This window comes from Phytobacter diazotrophicus (assembly GCF_052061655.1).
Classification (GTDB): Bacteria; Pseudomonadota; Gammaproteobacteria; order Enterobacterales; family Enterobacteriaceae; genus Phytobacter; species Phytobacter diazotrophicus.
In genome coordinates, this window is sequence record NZ_CM125428.1 from 1,004,418 (window position 1) to 1,022,454 (window position 18,037).

Below are 18,037 nucleotides of genomic sequence, written 5' to 3' on the forward strand. Positions count from 1 at the left end.
ACGTAAGTTCCCGGGAGCATAGATAACTCTGTGGCCGGGGCGCGCTGGGGAAGCCAACGCACCTGCGGCGTAAAGGATGGCGGGTAATACCCTAAATCATTTGCGTTGCAGGAAGGCGGCAAGCCAGCAAGTTCCCGGGAGCATAGATAACTATGTGACCGGGGCGCGCTGGGGAAGCTAACGCACCTGCGGCGTAAAGGATGACGGGTATACATATCTTTTACAACTTCGCCGCATCCAGCCTGCCCTCCTTATGCTATCATTCGCGCCTTTGGAGCGCCCGCCAGAACGGGCGCGCATCTATACCGCTGTCCACTTTCGGCGGAATAACAACATGTTGTGGTGACAGATGAATAGTGGCTATCTGCGTTTTCCTGAATTTGATCCAGTAATTTTTTCCATTGGGCCGGTTTCCCTTCACTGGTACGGGTTGATGTACCTTGTTGGCTTTGTCTTTGCCATGTGGCTCGCAACCCGTCGTGCTGGCCGTCCTGGCAGTGGCTGGACGAAAAATGAAGTTGAAAATCTGCTCTACGCAGGCTTTCTTGGGGTGTTCCTGGGCGGGCGTATTGGCTACGTTCTGTTCTACAACTTCCCGATCTTCCTCAACGATCCGCTGTATTTGTTCCGCGTCTGGGACGGCGGCATGTCTTTCCACGGCGGCTTGATCGGCGTTATCGTCGTGATGATTGTCTTTGCCAAACGCACCAAACGTAACTTTTTCCAGGTCGCAGATTTTATTGCCCCGCTGATTCCTTTTGGTCTGGGTGCTGGACGTCTGGGTAACTTTATCAACGGCGAACTGTGGGGCCGTGTCGATCCGAGCTTCCCGCTGGCAATGCTCTTCCCGGGGTCGCGCGCAGAAGATGCCGCATTACTGCCGTCTCATCCGCAGTGGCAATCCATTTTTGACACCTACGGCGTTCTGCCTCGTCATCCTTCCCAGTTGTATGAGCTGGTGCTGGAAGGCATCGTGTTATTCATTATCCTGAATCTCTATATTCGCAAACCTCGCCCGATGGGGGCTGTGTCTGGTCTGTTCCTGATTGGCTATGGCGCTTTCCGTATCATCGTTGAGTTCTTCCGCCAGCCGGATGCACAATTTACGGGGACGTGGGTACAATACATCAGCATGGGGCAGATCCTCTCCATCCCGATGATTGTTGCGGGTATTATCATGATGGTTTGGGCGTATCGTCGTCGTGCGCCGCAACACGTTTCCTGAGGAACCATGAAACAGTATTTAGAACTGATGCAAAAGGTGCTCAATGAGGGCACTCCGAAAAACGACCGTACAGGGACGGGCACGCTCTCTATTTTTGGCCATCAGATGCGCTTTAATCTGCAGGATGGTTTTCCGCTGGTAACCACCAAGCGTTGCCATTTGCGCTCCATTATTCATGAGCTGCTGTGGTTCCTGCAGGGCGATACCAACATCGCTTACCTGAAAGAGAACAAGGTCTCTATCTGGGATGAATGGGCTGATGAGCAGGGCAACCTCGGGCCGGTTTATGGCAAACAGTGGCGCGCCTGGCCAACGCCGGATGGCCGTCATATTGACCAGATCTCGACCGTCCTGAACCAGTTGAAAAACGATCCGGATTCGCGCCGTATCATCGTGTCAGCCTGGAACGTGGGCGAACTGGATAAAATGGCTCTGGCGCCGTGCCACGCGTTTTTCCAGTTCTATGTCGCGGACGGCAAGCTCTCCTGCCAGCTCTACCAGCGCTCTTGCGATATCTTCCTTGGTCTGCCTTTTAATATCGCCAGCTACGCATTACTGGTGCATATGATGGCGCAACAGTGTGACCTGGAACCTGGAGATTTTGTCTGGACCGGTGGCGATACTCATCTGTACAGCAACCATCTGGAGCAAACGCGCCTGCAACTGAGCCGCGAACCGCGTGCACTGCCCACGCTCAAAATCAAGCGTAAGCCCGCATCGCTGTTTGATTACTGCTTCGATGATTTTGAAATCGAAGGCTACGATCCGCACCCGGCGATTAAAGCCCCGGTCGCTATCTGACCGAACGCAGCATCGCATAACCGGCGCCACAGAGCGCCGGTTTTTTTTGTCTATAGAAAACCCCCAGCTAGGCTGGGGGTTCCGGAAAGCTTTCAGCTTTAAGCCAGTTATTAAAACCCCTTTTGATTTGTTAAAACAGCTTGCGGTCTGGCAACTGCAAAAGTTCAACAAGAAATCAAAAGGGGGTCCCGATGGGGGACGAAAAGAGCTTAGCGCACACCCGATGGAACTGTAAATATCACATAGTTTTTGCGCCGAAATACCGAAGACAGGCGTTCTACGGAGAGAAACGTCTGGCGATAGGCAGCATTTTAAGAAAGCTGTGTGAGTGGAAAAACGTACGGATCCTGGAAGCTGAATGCTGTGCAGATCATATCCATATGCTTGTGGAAATCCCGCCCAAAATGAGCGTATCCGGCTTTATGGGATATCTGAAAGGGAAAAGCAGTCTGATGCTTTATGAGCAGTTTGGAGATCTGAAATTCAAATACAGGAACAGGGAGTTCTGGTGTCGGGGATACTACGTGGATACGGTAGGGAAGAACACAGCGAAGATACAGGAATACATAAAGCACCAGCTTGAAGAGGATAAAATGGGTGAGCAGTTGTCGATCCCTTATCCGGGCAGCCCGTTTACGGGCCGTAAGTAAGGAAGTTTGATGCAAATGTCAGATCGTATGCGCCTGTTAGGGCGCGGCTGGTAACAGAGCCTTACAGGCGCATCTGAAAAACCTCCGGCTATGCCGGAGGATATTTATTATCCTCATTACGCATTCTTCGGCATATCTTCCAGACCGTTTGTAACCCGCTGCAAATCCGCCAGTTTGTTTCGTGACGTCTCGTAAAACGGGCGCCGGCCGCTCGCCATTATGACGATGCTGCGCCAGACTGCCGCCATGAAAAACGAACACGGATTTACTCTGATTGAGACGATGGTTGCGGTGGCGCTGATTGTTATTCTGAGCGGCATCGGGATTACCGGCTGGCGTACCTGGCAGGCCCAGCAGCGCTTATGGCAAACCGCGTTACAGGTGCGGCATTTCCTGGAGATGCTGCGCGATGATGCCAACTGGCATAACCAGGAGCGGCTTATTGTGGCATCCCGTTCTGAGGATGCCTGGTGCCTGCATACTCAGGAGCTGCAAACAGGCTGCTCGATCGATTCCCCGTATCTTATGCGCCCGGTATGGCCTGAGGTTAACCTCGTGGAAATTACACCTTCATTAGGTTTCTATGGCCTGCGTAATACGGCATGGGGAGGGCATATTCGGGTCGCAAGTGAGGCGGGTGAGTGGCGGATCGTGGTGTCGGGCTGGGGGAGGATACGGTTGTGTCAACGTGTGGCGGACGAATCATGTTAGACCGGCAACAGGGGTTTTCCTTGCTGGAGACCTTGCTGGCGATGGCAATAGGGAGCGTTATTCTGCTGGCGGCGGCGCGCTTTCTTCCCGCATTACAGTTTGCTGTGCTGCAACAGACTCGTCATCAGATGCTTGAAGATGAACTCTGGCAGCGCCTCTATACCGTTGCCAGGCACATTCAGCGTGCCGGATATTGCAATGGTGAATGTGTGGGGCAAGCGTTGACTATCGGGCGTAATGGGAGTTGCGTGGTGGTGCAATGGGATGCTAACAGCAACGGACGATGGGAAACATCGCTGGTCAGCGATGCCGACCAGACGGGGTTTCGCCTGCAAAACGGTGTGCTGGAAACCTTGCGCGGCGCGACATCCTGCGAAGGAAAGGGCTGGGATAAAATGACGGATCCCAACACGGTAGATATTACCCTGTTTACGGTTACCCGACAGAAAACGACTGGGTTTGCGCCTGTCTTTACCATCAGTCTTGCAGGCCAAATCAAAGAGCAGAACACGCAACATATTTCGGCTGCCTTTAGCGTGAGTGGTTTTAACTTGTGAACCGTGAACGCGGGATGTCTTCACTGGCACTGGTGCTGCTTATGCTCATGCTCGGTAGCCTGATGCTTAATGGATTAAACCAGCAATTGAAGACCCATATTCGCCGGGTGAGCACGGAGAGCGAGCACCTTCGCCAGTATGCGCAGGTGCAGTCGGCGATGATGTGGGCGCAAAGGCACCCCTGGCACAGGGAGCCCGCGTTGCAATGTCTGCAACACCTCACTGAACCCTGGCAGGCATGCCTGCGTGTGCTCAGTGACCAGACCGTGTTATTAACCGTGGGAAGTGGCAAACAACGTTTATGGCGAGGCGGGCAGATTGAGCGTAACAATGTGGTGTTTTCCGCACATGGCTGGAGTGATTTTTGCCCACGTAAGGATAGGGCGCTATGTCAGATTCCATAAGACAGCGCGGATTTAGCCTGCCCGAAGTGCTGCTGGCTATGGTTTTGCTGGTGATGGTGGTCACCGCGCTGGGAGGCTATCATCGGGCGCTTGCCTCCGGTTTTCACGCATGGAGCCAGTACCGGCTTTTGTGGCGCCACGCCTGGCAGCAGGCGCAAATGTATCCGCCGCCGCTACCCGCAGGGTGGCAGGTACAGAAGGAGCAGACAAGCGACCAGGGATGTGTCAGCATCAGGGTTATTATCATTTCGCCAGTGGGCAGAAAAGGGCAAATGACGCGAACATTTTGCCCAAACAGCCAGTAGTCAGGAGCACGTATGCTAAGGGTTTATCACTCCAATCATTTGGATGTGCTGGAAGCATTGATGGAGTTTATCGTTGAACGCGATCACCTCAGCGATCCTTTTGAACCCGAAGTGGTGCTGGTTCAGAGCACGGGTATGGCGCAATGGCTGCAAATGACGCTGGCGCAGAAGTTTGGCATAGCCGCCAATATCGACTTTCCGCTCCCCGCCAGTTTTATCTGGGATATGTTTGTGCGTGTCCTGCCGGACATCCCAAAAGAGAGCGCATTTAATAAACAGAGTATGAGCTGGAAACTGATGTCGCTGCTACCAGAGATGCTGGAGCACGACGAATTTGTCATGTTGCGCCACTACCTGAGCGATGACGACGACAAGCGCAAGCTGTTTCAGCTTTCCTCCCGTATTGCAGATCTTTTCGACCAATACCTTGTCTATCGACCGGAGTGGCTCACCTTGTGGGAAGCCGGGAAAAAAGTGGATGGTCTTGATGAGGCGCAAATCTGGCAGGCGCCGCTATGGCGTCGCCTGGTGGAGCATACAGCCGAGCTTGGACAGCCACACTGGCACCGCGCCAATCTTTATCAGCGCTTTATCAATGTGCTTGAATCTGCTGAACAGTGCCCGCCTGGGTTACCGTCGCGCGTATTTATATGTGGCATTTCAGCGCTGCCGCCAGTCTACCTACAGGCGTTACAGGCGCTGGGTAAGCATATTGATGTACACCTGCTCTTTACCAACCCTTGCCGCTACTACTGGGGTGATATTAAAGACCCGGCATTTTTAGCCAAACTGCTGACCCGCCAGCGTCGACATCATCGCGACGAGCGAACGCTCCCTCTTTTTCGTGATGCGAGCGCTGTACAAGGCTTGTTTAACAGCGATGGTGAGCAAAATTTACCGAACCCACTGCTTGCCTCGTGGGGCAAACTGGGGCGCGATTATGTGCACCTGCTTGCCGGGCTGGAGAATTACCAGGACCTGGATGCGTTTGTCGATGTTACGCCTGGGCACATTCTACAGAACCTGCAATACGACATGTTGGAACTGCAAAATAGCGCCGTCGCAGGAGTGAATGCCGAGGAGTATGAGCGCAGCGATAAAAAGCGCCTGCTTGAGCCCGACGACCGTAGTGTGACGGTTCATATCTGTCATAGCCCACAGCGGGAAGTTGAAGTATTACATGACAATCTGCTGGCGATGCTGGAGGCCGATCCGTCGCTAACGCCAAGAGACATTGTGGTGATGGTGGCTGATATCGACAGCTACAGTCCGTATATCCAGTCTGTTTTTGGTAGCGCTGTGGGTGAGCGTTACATTCCTTACGCCATTTCTGACCGCCGTGCACGTCAGGCGCATCCGGCGCTACAGGCATTTATTAGTTTGCTGTCGTTACCCGATAGCCGATTTGTTTCGGAAGACGTACTGGCGCTGCTGGATGTCCCCGTACTGGCGGCGCGTTTCAATATTGATGAAGAGGGATTGCGTTACCTGCGCCAGTGGGTCAATGAGTCGGGCATTCGCTGGGGTATGGATGACGATAATGTCCGTGAACTGGAACTCCCGGCGACCGGACAACATACCTGGCAATTTGGTTTAACCCGCATGCTGCTGGGATACGCGATGGAAAGTCGTCAGGGGGAATGGCAATCCATTCTGCCTTATGATGAATCCAGCGGGCTGATTGCTGAGCTGGTCGGTCATCTCGCTTCCTTGCTCATGCAGCTTAATACCTGGCGGCAGGGACTGGTGCAGGCGCGTCCGCTTGAAGAGTGGCTGCCGGTCTGTCGGGAGATGCTCAATGACTTTTTCCTGCCCGACCAGGACACAGAAGCTGCGCTGGCGCTTATCGAACAGCAGTGGCAGGCGATAATTGCACAGGGTATTGATGCAGCGTACGGCGAAGATATTCCACTTTCCGTCTTGCGCGACGAACTGGCGCAGCGTCTCGATCAGGAGCGCATCAGCCAGCGCTTTCTGGCCGGGCCGGTGAATATCTGTACCCTGATGCCAATGCGTTCTATCCCTTTTAAAGCGGTATGCCTGTTGGGTATGAATGACGGCGTCTATCCGCGAACCCTTGCACCGCTGGGGTTTGACCTGATGAGCCATCAATCCCAGCGCGGTGACCGTAGCCGTCGTGATGATGACCGCTACCTGTTCCTTGAGGCGTTGATTTCCGCGCAGGAAAAACTCTACATCAGCTATATCGGTCGCTCGATTCAGGATAACAGCGAACGTTTTCCGTCTGTGCTGGTGCAGGAGTTACTTGATTATATTGGGCAAAGCCACTGCCTGCCGGGTGATGAAGCGCTAAATTGCGATGAGAGTGAAAAGCGCGTTAAAGAACATATTTGCTATCTGCACCCTCGTATGCCGTTTGATGCTGCTAATTTCCGCCCTGGCGAGTGGCAAAGCTTTGCCAGCGACTGGTTGCCCGCAGCAAGCCAACAGGGCACGGCGCACCCTGAATTTATTCAGCAACTTTCCCCGCTTGCGCTGGAATCGCTCACGCTTGAGCAACTGTTGCGTTTCTGGGCACACCCGGTGCGCGCCTTTTTCCAGATGCGACTACGCGTCAATTTCCGTGCGGAAGAGAGCGATATCCCCGATGCCGAACCTTTTATTCTGGAAGGGCTAAGTCGCTACCAGCTCAACCAGGAACTGCTCAATGCGCTGGTGGACCAACAGGACGTTGAAAAGCTTTTTCGTCACTATCGTGCGGCAGGAGCATTGCCCTATGGCGCGTTTGGCGAGATTATCTGGGAAGCCCAGCAGCTTGAAATGCAGGAGCTGGCAGACCGGGTGATCGCGCAGCGCCAGCCTGGTCAAAGCATGGAGGTTGATCTGGAATGCGCAGGTGTGCATCTGAGCGGATGGCTGGCGCATGTACAGCCCGATGGCCTGTTACGCTGGCGACCATCAAAACTCAGCGTTACCCAGGGCTTGCAACTTTGGCTTGAGCATCTTGTCTACTGTGCTAGCGGCGGGGTTGGGGAGAGTCGTTTATTTGTCCGCAGTGGTGGCGAATGGCGTTTTCCTGCGATGAAGCCGGACGACGCATTGCAACATTTGGCGCTCATGATTGAAGGCTATCGCGAAGGGATGGCAAAACCATTGCTGCTGCTACCAGAAAGCGGTGGCGCATGGATAAAAGCCTGTTACGACGCAGCAATTGATGCCATGTTATCGGATGAGACAACGCTGCAAAAAGCGCAAAGTAAATTCTTGCAAGCGTATGAAGGCGGTTTGTTTTCAACCGGCGAAGGTGAAGATATCTGGTATCAGAGGCTGTGGAGAACCCTCACCCCTGAGCATTACCTGCAGATAACGACACTTTCGCAGCGTTACCTGTTACCGCTGTATCGATTTAATCAGTCCAAATGACTGTATAAAAATTGCGCAAGTAAGAACCATCCTTTATTATGCGCGACGGGTCACGGACTGATATACCAAGAGTTCGGCATGCTGCCGACGCACGTTTGCCCCGAAAGTTTCAGCAAGGCTGGAAAGCGAGGGGATTGTTAATGATGAGGTTCGTGAATGCCCCGCAGCACCTGGTTAAAAGCTTTCGTTGTGTTCTTTGCCCTCTGGGCGTCGTACAGTCAGGCAGATAATGGTTGGCAGCCGATACAGGAAACTATCCGTAAGAGCGATAAAGATACCCGCCAGTATCAGGCGATTCGTCTCGACAACGGCATGGTAGTACTGCTGGTTTCCGATTCCCAGGCGGTAAAATCCCTTTCTGCACTTGTCGTCCCGGTAGGTTCCCTTGAAGACCCTGCCGCGCATCCCGGCCTTGCCCATTATCTTGAGCATATGTCTCTGATGGGCTCGAAAAAATACCCGCAGCCGGATAGCCTCTCCGAATTTCTGAAAATGCACGGTGGTAGCCATAACGCCAGCACCGCGCCCTATCGCACCGCGTTTTATCTGGAAGTGGAAAACAACGCGCTGGAAGGGGCCGTTGACCGACTGGCTGATGCGATTGCCGCACCGTTGCTTGAGAAAAAATATGCCGATCGCGAGCGCAACGCTGTCAATGCAGAGTTGACCATGGCGCGTACCCGTGACGGGATGCGTATGGCGCAGGTGAGCGCGGAGACCATCAACCCGGCGCACCCTGGCGCACGCTTCTCTGGTGGTAACCTCGAAACGCTGAGTGATAAGCCCGGTAGTCCGGTGCACGAAGCGCTGCTCGCGTTTCACGAAAAATACTATTCTGCCAATCTGATGAAAGCGGTGATTTACAGTAATCGCCCTTTGCCGGAGCTGGCGAAAATTGCGGTTGATACCTTTGGCCGGGTGCCGAATAAAAACATTGAACGTCCAACTATCGATGTTCCGGTAGTTACCGATGCGCAAAAAGGCATCATTATTCACTACGTCCCGGCGGTGCCGCGCAAGGTGCTGCGCGTTGAATTTCGCATTGATAACAACACCGCGCAATTTCGTAGCAAAACGGATGAGCTGATCACCTATCTTATCGGTAACCGTAGCCCGGGAACGCTCTCTGACTGGCTGCAAAAACAGGGGTTGGCAGAAGGTATCCGGGCAGATTCTGACCCGGTCGTGAACGGAAATAGCGGTGTGCTGGCTATCTCTGCCACCCTGACGGATAAAGGCCAGGCCAACCGTGATAAGGTGGTGGCGGCTATTTTTAGCTATCTCACTATGCTGCGCGATAAGGGCGTGGATAAGCGCTATTTTGACGAACTGGCGCACATTCTGGATCTCGATTTTCGCTACCCGTCGATTACGCGTGATATGGGATACGTGGAATGGCTGGCGGACACCATGATCCGCGTGCCGGTGGCGCACACACTGGATTCGGTAAATATTGCCGACCAGTATGACGCCAAAGCCGTGCAGACACGTCTGGATGAAATGACGCCGCAAAATGCCCGTATCTGGTATATCAGCCCTACTGAGCCACATGACAAAACAGCATATTTTGTCGACGCGCCGTATCAGGTGAATAAAATCACCCCGCAACTATTTGCACAGTGGCAGCAGCAGTCGGCCGAAATTACGCTGAAAACTCCCGAACTTAATCCGTATATTCCGGATGACTTTACGCTGATCAAACCGGCGAAAGAGTACACCAATCCGGAGCTGATCGTTGACGAGCCAAACCTGCGGGTGGTCTACATGCCGAGCCGCTATTTCGCGAACGAACCGAAAGCGGATGTGAGCGTGGTGCTGCGTAATCCAAAAGCGATGGATAGCGCGAAAAACCAGGTAATGTTCGCCCTGAACGACTATCTGGCGGGGATCGCGCTGGACCAGTTAAGTAATCAGGCGGCGGCAGGCGGCATCAGTTTCTCGACCAATGCCAATAATGGTCTGATGCTCAACGCCAACGGGTATACCCAGCGTTTGCCACAGTTGTTCCAGGCGTTGCTGGCGGGATATTTCAGCTATACGCCGACCGCAGAGCAACTTGAACAGGCGAAATCCTGGTATGCGCAAATGATGGACTCCGCGGATAAAGGCAAAGCATTTGATCAGGCTATCATGCCAGTCCAGATGCTCTCTCAGGTGCCTTACTTCCAGCGAGAAGATCGTCGTGCGCTGCTGCCGTCAATCACACTGGATGACATTCTTGCTTATCGTGATGCACTGAAAACCAATGCGCGTCCTGAATTTCTGGTGGTGGGGAACCTTACCGACCAGCAGGCTAAAGACCTGGCGCACGGCGTTCAGGAGCAATTGGGCGCGAAAGGCAGCGAATGGTGTCGCAACAAAGAGGTACTGATCGACAAACCGCAGTCGGTGATATTCGAAAAAGCAGGCAACAGCACCGATTCCGCGTTGGCCGCCGTGTTTGTTCCGTCAGGGGTCGATGAGTACACCAGCTCGGCTTATAGCGCAATGCTCGGGCAGATCATCCAGCCGTGGTTTTATAACCAATTGCGTACCGAAGAGCAGCTTGGTTATGCGGTGTTCGCCTTCCCAATGAGCATTGGCCGTCAGTGGGGGATGGGTTTCTTATTACAGAGCAACAGCAAGCAGCCTGCCTGGTTGTGGGAGCGTTATAAGGCCTTCTTCCCCACCGCGGAAGCGAAGCTGCGTGCCATGAAGCCGGAAGAATTTGCGCAAATCCAACAAGGGGTTATCGCGCAAATCCAGCAGGCGCCGCAGACGCTGGGCGAAGAAGCCTCAAAACTCAGTAAAGATTTTGATCGGGGCAATATGCGCTTCGATTCACGTGATAAAGTAGTGGCTCAGATAAAACTGCTGACGCCGCAGAAACTTGCCGATTTCTTCCATCAGGCGGTGGTTGAGCCGCAGGGCATGGCGGTATTGTCACAGATTTCCGGAAGCCAAAGTGGGAAAGCGGAGTACGCGCAGCCCGAAGGGTGGAAAGTCTGGGACAGCGTCAGCGCGTTGCAGCAATCTTTACCCCTGATGAGCGAGAAAAATGAGTGAAACCGCTGAGACCCTTGATCCACTCCGCTTGCCGCTAACCGGCGAGCGCCTGATTGAAGCCTCTGCGGGCACCGGTAAGACCTTCACCATCGCCGCACTTTACCTGCGGCTGCTACTTGGTTTAGGCGGCAATGCCGCCTTTCCACGCCCGTTAAACGTCGAAGAGTTGTTGGTGGTGACCTTTACCGAGGCCGCCACCGAAGAACTTCGCGGTCGCATTCGCAGCAATATCCATGAACTTCGCATCGCCTGTTTGCGCGAAACAACCGACAACCCGTTATATGCCAGCCTGTTGCGCGAGATCACTGATAAGCAACAGGCCGCGCAGTGGCTAATGCTCGCTGAACGGCAGATGGATGAAGCGGCCGTCTTTACTATCCACGGCTTTTGCCAGCGCATGCTTAGCCTCAATGCCTTTGAATCCGGCATGCTGTTTGAACAGCAACTGATCGAAGACGAGTCACTGCTGCGCTACCAGGCTTGCGCAGACTTCTGGCGTCGCCACTGTTACCCCTTGCCGCGTGACCTGGCACAGGTGGTTCACGAGTCGTGGAAAGGCCCGCATGATTTGCTCAAAGCCATTGACCGGTATTTGCAGGGGGAAGCGCCGCAAATCAAAGCCGCACCGCCAGCAGATGAAACGCTGGAGAGTCGCCATCAGAAAATCATTGAGCAGATCGATGGCGTTAAGCAGCAGTGGGTTGCGTCCGTGGACGAACTGGGGCCGCTAATTGAAGGCTCCGGGATCATGCGGCAAAAATTCAATCGTACCAACCAGGCCCGCTGGATCGAGAAGATCAGCGCTTGGGCCAATGAGACGACCTGTAGTTATCAGTTGCCGGAAGCGCTGGAAAAGTTTGCACAATCGTTCCTGCGTGAGCGGACCAAAGAGGGCGGTGTGGTACCGGAACATGCGGTTTTCGAGGCGATTGAAACCTTACTGAATGCACCGCTGACGCTCAATGATTTGATGCTAACCAGCGCGATGCGCGAGATCCGTGAAGCGGTGGCCAGAGAAAAGCGTCGCCGTGGCGAACTCGGTTTTGACGACATGTTGAGTCGGCTGGACAGCGCCTTGCAAAGCGCGAGTGGCGAGGCGCTGGCAACGGCGATCCGCACCCGTTTCCCGGTCGCCATGATTGATGAATTTCAGGATACCGACCCCCAGCAGTATCGTATTTTCCGTCGTATCTGGCACCACCAGCCGGAAAGCGGGCTTCTTCTGATAGGCGATCCGAAACAGGCTATTTACGCGTTTCGCGGGGCCGATATTTTTACCTACATGAAAGCGCGCGATGAAGTAAACGCTCGTTATACGCTCGATACCAACTGGCGTTCCGCGCCGGGAATGGTGGAGAGTGTTAATCAGCTTTTCAGCCAGACCGACAACGCCTTTATGTTTCGGCAAATTCCTTTCCTGCCAGTGAAATCAGCGGCGAAGAACCAGTCGCTGCGTTTTACGCTAAAAGGAGAAAAACAGCCGGCAATGGCGATGTGGCTGATGAAAAGCGAGGGGGTCGGCGTCGGGGATTATCAAACCTTTATGGCTGAACTCTGCGCGACGCAAATCCGCGACTGGCTGATAGCCGGGCAGAAGGGGGAGGCGTTGCTGCATGAGGGAAAAACGACTCGTCCTGTGAAAGCTTCTGATATTACCGTGCTGATTCGTAGCCGCCATGAGGCGTCACTGATTCGCGATGCGTTGGGTCTTCTTAATATTCCCTCGGTTTATCTTTCTAACCGTGACAGCGTGTTTGATACGCCGGAGGCCCAGGAGCTGCTCTGGCTATTACAGGCGGTGCTGGCGCCGGAACGTGAAAACACGTTACGTAGCGCACTGGCGACATCCATGCTCGGTTTGAGTGCGCTGGATATCGAAACGCTTAACCAGGACGAAGCCGCCTGGGATGCGATAGTAGAAGAGTTTGCTGGCTGGCGGGACATGTGGCTTAAGCGCGGCGTTATGCCAATGCTACGTGCACTGATGAGTGCGCGCCACGTGGCGGAAAACCTGCTGGCGACACCGGGTGGCGAACGCCGTCTGACGGACATTTTGCACCTGAGTGAATTACTGCAGGAAGCGGGCACACAGGTAGAGAGCGAACATGCGCTGGTGCGTTGGCTGGCACAGCATATCGCCGAACCGGATGCGAATTCGTCGAGTGAACAGTTGCGTCTGGAAAGCGACAAACATCTGGTGAAAATCGTCACCATCCATAAATCGAAAGGGCTGGAGTACCCGCTGGTCTGGCTGCCTTTTATCGCCAATTTCCGCGTTCAGGATCAGGCGTTTTACCACGACCGCACGTCGTTTGCGCCAGTGCTGGACCTCAGCAAAGCCGAGGAGAGCATTGAACTGGCGGAGACGGAACGCCTGGCGGAAGATCTGCGTCTGCTGTATGTGGCGCTGACGCGCTCGGTCTGGCATTGCAGTCTGGGAATTGCCCCTATTTCTCGTCGTCGCGGCGAGAAAACGGGTGACAGCGATTTCCATCTCAACGCATTGGGACGGCTTATTCAGCAGGGACAACCTCGCGATGCGCAGGGGCTTCGGGCCTGCGTCGAGGCGCTGTGTAACGATAATATCGCCCTTTGTGTGCCCGATGTGTCGGACAACGTTCGCTGGCAGGCTCCGCAAGACGTCGTGCAGGCGTTAACGGCCCGCCAGATGACACGAACCGTACGTGATGACTGGCGCGTGACCAGTTATTCCGGGCTGCAACAGCGTGCGCATGGCATTGCGCAGGATTTATTGCCGCGTCTGGACCTTGATGCCGCCGGGGAGCGAGATCTGCTGGCGGAGCCAATGCTGACGCCGCATCAGTTCCCACGTGGCGCCTCGCCGGGGACGTTCTTACACAGCCTGTTTGAAGATCTGGATTTCACCCAGCCGATTGCCCCAGCCTGGGTGGCAGAGAAACTCCAGCGCGGCGGTTTTGAAGAGCACTGGCAGCCGGTTATCAGCGAATGGATTGACACGATCCTTCACGTTCCCCTGGCCGATACGGGGGCGTCGTTGCATCAGTTAACGGCAAAGGAAAAGCAGGTAGAGATGGAGTTCTATATCCCGATTGCCCAAAATCTGCGCGCCGGGGCGCTCGATGCGCTGATACGCCAGTACGATCCGTTGTCGGCCGGCTGTCCGCCGCTGGATTTTCGCGAGGTGCGCGGCATGTTAAAAGGGTTTATTGACCTGGTATTCCGCCACGAAGGGCGTTACTACCTGTTGGATTATAAATCGAACTGGCTGGGAGAATCCGCCGAGGCCTATACCCGTGAGGCAATGGCTGCCGCCATGCAATCTCACCGTTACGATTTGCAGTATCAGCTTTATACACTTGCCCTTCATCGTTACCTGCGCCACCGCATCGCCGGGTACGATTATGAGCACCACTTTGGTGGCGTTATTTACCTCTTCCTGCGTGGCGTCGAGGCCGATAATTCGCAGCAGGGGATCTTTACCACCCGGCCTGACGCGGCGCTGATAAGCCAGATGGATGCCCTGTTTGCCGGGGAAACACTGGAGGTGGCGCAATGAGACTGCGTACGTTACTGCAACACGCCGTAGAGCTAAAAATCTTGCGTCCGCTGGATGTGCAATTCGCCCTGACCGTGGCCAGCGATGATGAACCGGCGGTAATGCTGGCAGCGGCAATGCTGAGCTTTGATGCCGGAGAAGGGCATGTCTGCTTGCCCCTCTCCCGTTTAGCGCCGGAAAACCTGCCCGCCAGAGCGCATCCGCTACTGGCTTCTCTTTATGAAGAAGCCGGTTATCCGGCGGACTGGCGAAAAACGTTGCTGGCCTCGCCTGCGGTGAGTGAGGGGGAGGTGGCAACGCCGATGATCCTCGTGGGTGAGCGACTGTATCTGAACCGTATGTGGTGCAACGAATGCAGTATTGCCGCCTTTTTTGCCAGGGTTAATCAACCGTTGGAGGTAGATGAAAACCGTCTGCGGCAGGCGCTGGACGACCTGTTTCAGCCTTCGGATGACATTAACTGGCAGAAGGTGGCAGCGGCGGTTGCGCTTACCCGCCGCGTATCGGTGATCTCGGGCGGGCCTGGCACCGGGAAAACCACGACGGTGGCGAAGCTGCTTGCAGCGCTGGTGCAAATGGCTGATGGCGCACGCTGTCGCATTTGTCTTGCCGCACCAACCGGAAAAGCAGCCGCTCGCCTGACGGAATCTTTAGGAGCGGCGCTTCGCCAGTTGCCGTTGACTGACAAACAAAAGGCGACGCTGCCTGATGAAGCCAGTACCCTGCATCGTCTTCTGGGGGCGCTGCCCGGTAGCCAACGGCTGCGTTATCACGCTGGCAATCCACTGCATCTGGATGTGCTGGTGGTGGATGAAGCTTCGATGATTGACCTGCCGATGATGTCGAGACTGATAGATGCACTGCCGCAACATGCCCGGGTGATATTCCTCGGAGACCGAGACCAGTTGGCGTCCGTAGAGGCAGGGGCGGTACTTGGAGACATTTGCGCCTGGGTCAATAAAGGGTTTACGCCAGAGCGTGCCGCGCAGCTCTCGCGGATAACTGGAACAACCGTACCCGCAGGAGAAGGCACTTCGGCCAGTGCGCTACGTGACAGTCTGTGCCTGCTGCAAAAAAGTTACCGCTTCGGCAGTGATTCGGGTATCGGGCAACTGGCGGCGGCGGTTAACCGTGGTGATAAAACGGCGGCAAGCGCGGTGCTGAGCCAGGGCTTTAGCGATATCGAAAACAAGCACCTGCAAAGCGCAGAAGACTATCAGGGCATGATTGATGATGCACTGGCAGGCTACGGTCATTTTCTTGGGCTGGTACGCGATGGCGCGCAGCCACAAGAGGTCCTCGCCGCTTTTGGTGAGTATCAACTGTTGTGTGCATTGCGTGAAGGGCCATTTGGCGTGAGTGGGCTGAACGATCGTATTGAGCAGGCGCTGGTCCGGCAGCGACGGATTACCCGCCCGGCGCATGCGCGCTGGTATCACGGCAGGCCGGTCATGATCACGCGTAATGACGCCTCGCTGGGGTTGTTTAACGGCGATATTGGGATTGCGCTCGATCAGGGGCAGGGCATTCGTGTCTGGTTCCCGTTACCTGACGGTAGTCTGAAATCGGTGCAGCCCAGTCGTTTACCGGAACATGATACCGCCTGGGCGATGACGGTGCATAAATCGCAGGGCTCGGAGTTTGATCATGCGGCACTGATTTTGCCAGGCCAGATTGTGCCGGTGGTAACGAGAGAGCTGGTTTATACCGCGATTACCCGTGCGAAAAAACGGCTGTCGCTGTATGCCGATGAACGCATACTGGCGCAGGCTATTGCCACGCGTACCGAACGGCGAAGCGGGCTGAATGCCATTTTTGAAACGATGTAGAACATAGCCCTCACCCGGCGGTGAGGGCTATGAGGCAACTTAGCCCAAATCTGCCATCAGCACTTTTGAACGCCGCTGATAGTTATACATCTCTTTTTTACTTTCCGGCAGGGAATCGATATCCACCGGGGTAAAGCCGCGCTCCTGGAACCAGTGGATGCTGCGGGTGGTGAGGACAAAGAGTTTGCTCAGACCCATCTGTCTCGCCTGGGCCGCAATGCGCTCAAGCAACACCTCGCCGCGCGATGAACTGCGATAGTCCGGATGTACCGCTACGCAGGCCATTTCGCCGATTTTTTCTTCCTGGAACGGATAGAGCGCCGCACAGGCGATGGTCAGGTTATCGCGCTGAATGATGGTGAATTTATCGATCTCCATCTCCAGTTGTTCGCGCGAACGACGCACCAGAATACCTTGCTGCTCCAGTGGACGAATCAGCTCAAGAATGCCGCCGATATCGTTAATGGTGGCACGACGGATCTGTTCCGCGCTCTCCATCACAATCTGCGTACCGATACCGTCGCGAGAGAACAGTTCCTGCAATAAGGCGCCATCTTCCTGATAACTGATCAGGTGGCTGCGGCGAACGCCACTGCGGCAGGCTTTCATCGCGCCACGCAGGAAACGTACTGTTCCGGAGTGGTAATCGCCTTGCTCTTCCAGTGACTCGACCCGCGACTGGGCTTCGTTCGGGAACATCTCGGAGACAATCTGCCCATCTTCGTTGTAGACGCCCTGCGATGAACAAAAGCCAATCATCTTTTCTGCTTTCAGTTTGATGGCCAGTTGTGTCGCAATCTCTTCCGATGTGAGGTTAAAGCTTTCGCCAGTGACAGACACCGCAACGGGGCCGAGTAGCACAATAGCGCCGCTGTCTAACTGGCGGTGGATGGCTTCTTCATCGATACGACGGATACGTCCGCTATGGCAATAGTCAACGCCATCGTCCACGCCCAGCGGTTGGGCGATGATGAAGTTGCCGCTCACCACGTTAATGTGCGCGCCCTGCAATGGCGTATTGTTCAGACTCATGGAGAGGCGAGCGGTAATATCCAGTTGCAGCAGACCGGCGGCCTGTTTCACCAGTTCAAGCGTTTTGGCATCTGTCACACGGGTATGTTTGTGATACACCGGTTCGTGATTATGCGCAGCAAGATTGGCATCAATCTGCGGACGTGCGCCATACACTACCACCAGGCGAATACCGAGGCTGTGGAGTAAGCCTATATCGCTGACAATGCTGGAAAAGTTTTCATGTTCAATGGCTTCGCCACCCAACATGATGACAAACGTTTTTCCCCGATGGGTATTAATATAGGGAACAGAATGGCGAAATCCCTGTACCAGTTCGGTTCTGCGTTCCTTTACCACGGCCAACCCTCACTGCATGATTATTCGTAAATTGTGTATTTTTATTCTTTTATGGTGCTGGGTGCAAGCCATAAATTCGCCTTAGACAAAGAATAATTCCTGCGTGCCATTGCATGGATTGTGTATGTTTACCCTTTTATAGATGACAGTTTATGCGTCATTCGTTAAAGTTTTCGGTCAAATCTGACGTTTACTTAGTATTTCATCTTTTTTGCTC

12 protein-coding genes are annotated in these 18,037 nt (G+C 54.5%); 11 read left to right on the forward strand and 1 reads right to left on the reverse strand.

The genetic code is table 11. From position 1 onward, the window contains the following. Nucleotides 1-349 precede the first annotated feature (349 nt). From lgt to recD, 11 genes are all read left to right on the forward strand, one after another. Nucleotides 350-1,225 (forward strand): prolipoprotein diacylglyceryl transferase, encoded by an 876-nt coding sequence (gene lgt, locus ACS0RQ_RS04880; protein ID WP_039077108.1) that lies wholly within the window; start codon nt 350-352, stop codon nt 1,223-1,225. Between the two features lie 6 nt (nt 1,226-1,231). Next, nucleotides 1,232-2,026, forward strand: a complete 795-nt coding sequence (gene thyA, locus ACS0RQ_RS04885) for a thymidylate synthase (protein ID WP_071193780.1) — start codon at nt 1,232-1,234, stop codon at nt 2,024-2,026. 191 nt (nt 2,027-2,217) lie between these two features. Continuing rightward, the gene (tnpA, locus tag ACS0RQ_RS04890; protein ID WP_038918153.1) at nt 2,218-2,676 is read left to right on the forward strand and encodes an IS200/IS605 family transposase; all 459 of its coding nucleotides are present in this window, start codon (nt 2,218-2,220) and stop codon (nt 2,674-2,676) included. Nucleotides 2,677-2,922: 246 nt separating this feature from the next. Then, nucleotides 2,923-3,387, forward strand: coding sequence for a prepilin peptidase-dependent protein (locus ACS0RQ_RS04895; protein ID WP_334633335.1), 465 nt, complete (start codon nt 2,923-2,925; stop codon nt 3,385-3,387). After that, entirely contained in the window at nt 3,381-3,944 is a 564-nt protein-coding gene (locus ACS0RQ_RS04900; protein ID WP_271851747.1) for a prepilin peptidase-dependent protein, read from the forward strand. The genes ACS0RQ_RS04895 and ACS0RQ_RS04900 overlap by 7 nt, the downstream gene beginning before the upstream one ends. After that, the gene (locus ACS0RQ_RS04905) at nt 3,941-4,348 is read left to right on the forward strand and encodes a DUF2509 family protein (RefSeq protein WP_271851745.1); all 408 of its coding nucleotides are present in this window, start codon (nt 3,941-3,943) and stop codon (nt 4,346-4,348) included. The genes ACS0RQ_RS04900 and ACS0RQ_RS04905 overlap by 4 nt, the downstream gene beginning before the upstream one ends. Beyond that, nucleotides 4,333-4,653: a prepilin-type N-terminal cleavage/methylation domain-containing protein gene (locus tag ACS0RQ_RS04910; protein WP_039077104.1), complete on the forward strand. Its 321-nt coding sequence runs from the start codon at nt 4,333-4,335 to the stop codon at nt 4,651-4,653. Before ACS0RQ_RS04905 ends, ACS0RQ_RS04910 begins: the two co-directional genes overlap by 16 nt. Nucleotides 4,654-4,665: 12 nt before the next feature. Next, on the forward strand, nt 4,666-8,037 hold the full coding sequence (gene recC / locus ACS0RQ_RS04915; RefSeq protein ID WP_271851742.1) for an exodeoxyribonuclease V subunit gamma: 3,372 nt from the start codon (nt 4,666-4,668) through the stop codon (nt 8,035-8,037). Between the two features lie 156 nt (nt 8,038-8,193). Continuing rightward, the gene (ptrA, locus tag ACS0RQ_RS04920) at nt 8,194-11,082 is read left to right on the forward strand and encodes a pitrilysin (RefSeq protein ID WP_271851741.1); all 2,889 of its coding nucleotides are present in this window, start codon (nt 8,194-8,196) and stop codon (nt 11,080-11,082) included. After that, on the forward strand, nt 11,075-14,620 hold the full coding sequence (recB, locus tag ACS0RQ_RS04925; RefSeq protein ID WP_271851740.1) for an exodeoxyribonuclease V subunit beta: 3,546 nt from the start codon (nt 11,075-11,077) through the stop codon (nt 14,618-14,620). The genes ptrA and recB overlap by 8 nt, the downstream gene beginning before the upstream one ends. Continuing rightward, on the forward strand, nt 14,617-16,449 hold the full coding sequence (gene recD / locus ACS0RQ_RS04930) for an exodeoxyribonuclease V subunit alpha (protein WP_271851738.1): 1,833 nt from the start codon (nt 14,617-14,619) through the stop codon (nt 16,447-16,449). Before recB ends, recD begins: the two co-directional genes overlap by 4 nt. A 39-nt stretch (nt 16,450-16,488) precedes the next feature. On the opposite strand, the gene argA is transcribed toward recD, so the two are convergent. Beyond that, nucleotides 16,489-17,820: an amino-acid N-acetyltransferase gene (argA, locus tag ACS0RQ_RS04935; protein ID WP_039077099.1), complete on the reverse strand. Its 1,332-nt coding sequence runs from the start codon at nt 17,818-17,820 to the stop codon at nt 16,489-16,491. Nucleotides 17,821-18,037: the final 217 nt, after the last annotated feature.

Coding starts and splice junctions, on each gene's coding strand:
- lgt (WP_039077108.1), top strand. CDS start 350: ATGAATAGTGGCTATCTGCGTTTTCCTGAATTTGATCCAGTAATTTTT.
- thyA (WP_071193780.1), top strand. CDS start 1,232: ATGAAACAGTATTTAGAACTGATGCAAAAGGTGCTCAATGAGGGCACT.
- tnpA (WP_038918153.1), top strand. CDS start 2,218: ATGGGGGACGAAAAGAGCTTAGCGCACACCCGATGGAACTGTAAATAT.
- ACS0RQ_RS04895 (WP_334633335.1), top strand. CDS start 2,923: ATGAAAAACGAACACGGATTTACTCTGATTGAGACGATGGTTGCGGTG.
- ACS0RQ_RS04900 (WP_271851747.1), top strand. CDS start 3,381: ATGTTAGACCGGCAACAGGGGTTTTCCTTGCTGGAGACCTTGCTGGCG.
- ACS0RQ_RS04910 (WP_039077104.1), top strand. CDS start 4,333: ATGTCAGATTCCATAAGACAGCGCGGATTTAGCCTGCCCGAAGTGCTG.
- recC (WP_271851742.1), top strand. CDS start 4,666: ATGCTAAGGGTTTATCACTCCAATCATTTGGATGTGCTGGAAGCATTG.
- ptrA (WP_271851741.1), top strand. CDS start 8,194: ATGCCCCGCAGCACCTGGTTAAAAGCTTTCGTTGTGTTCTTTGCCCTC.
- recB (WP_271851740.1), top strand. CDS start 11,075: ATGAGTGAAACCGCTGAGACCCTTGATCCACTCCGCTTGCCGCTAACC.
- recD (WP_271851738.1), top strand. CDS start 14,617: ATGAGACTGCGTACGTTACTGCAACACGCCGTAGAGCTAAAAATCTTG.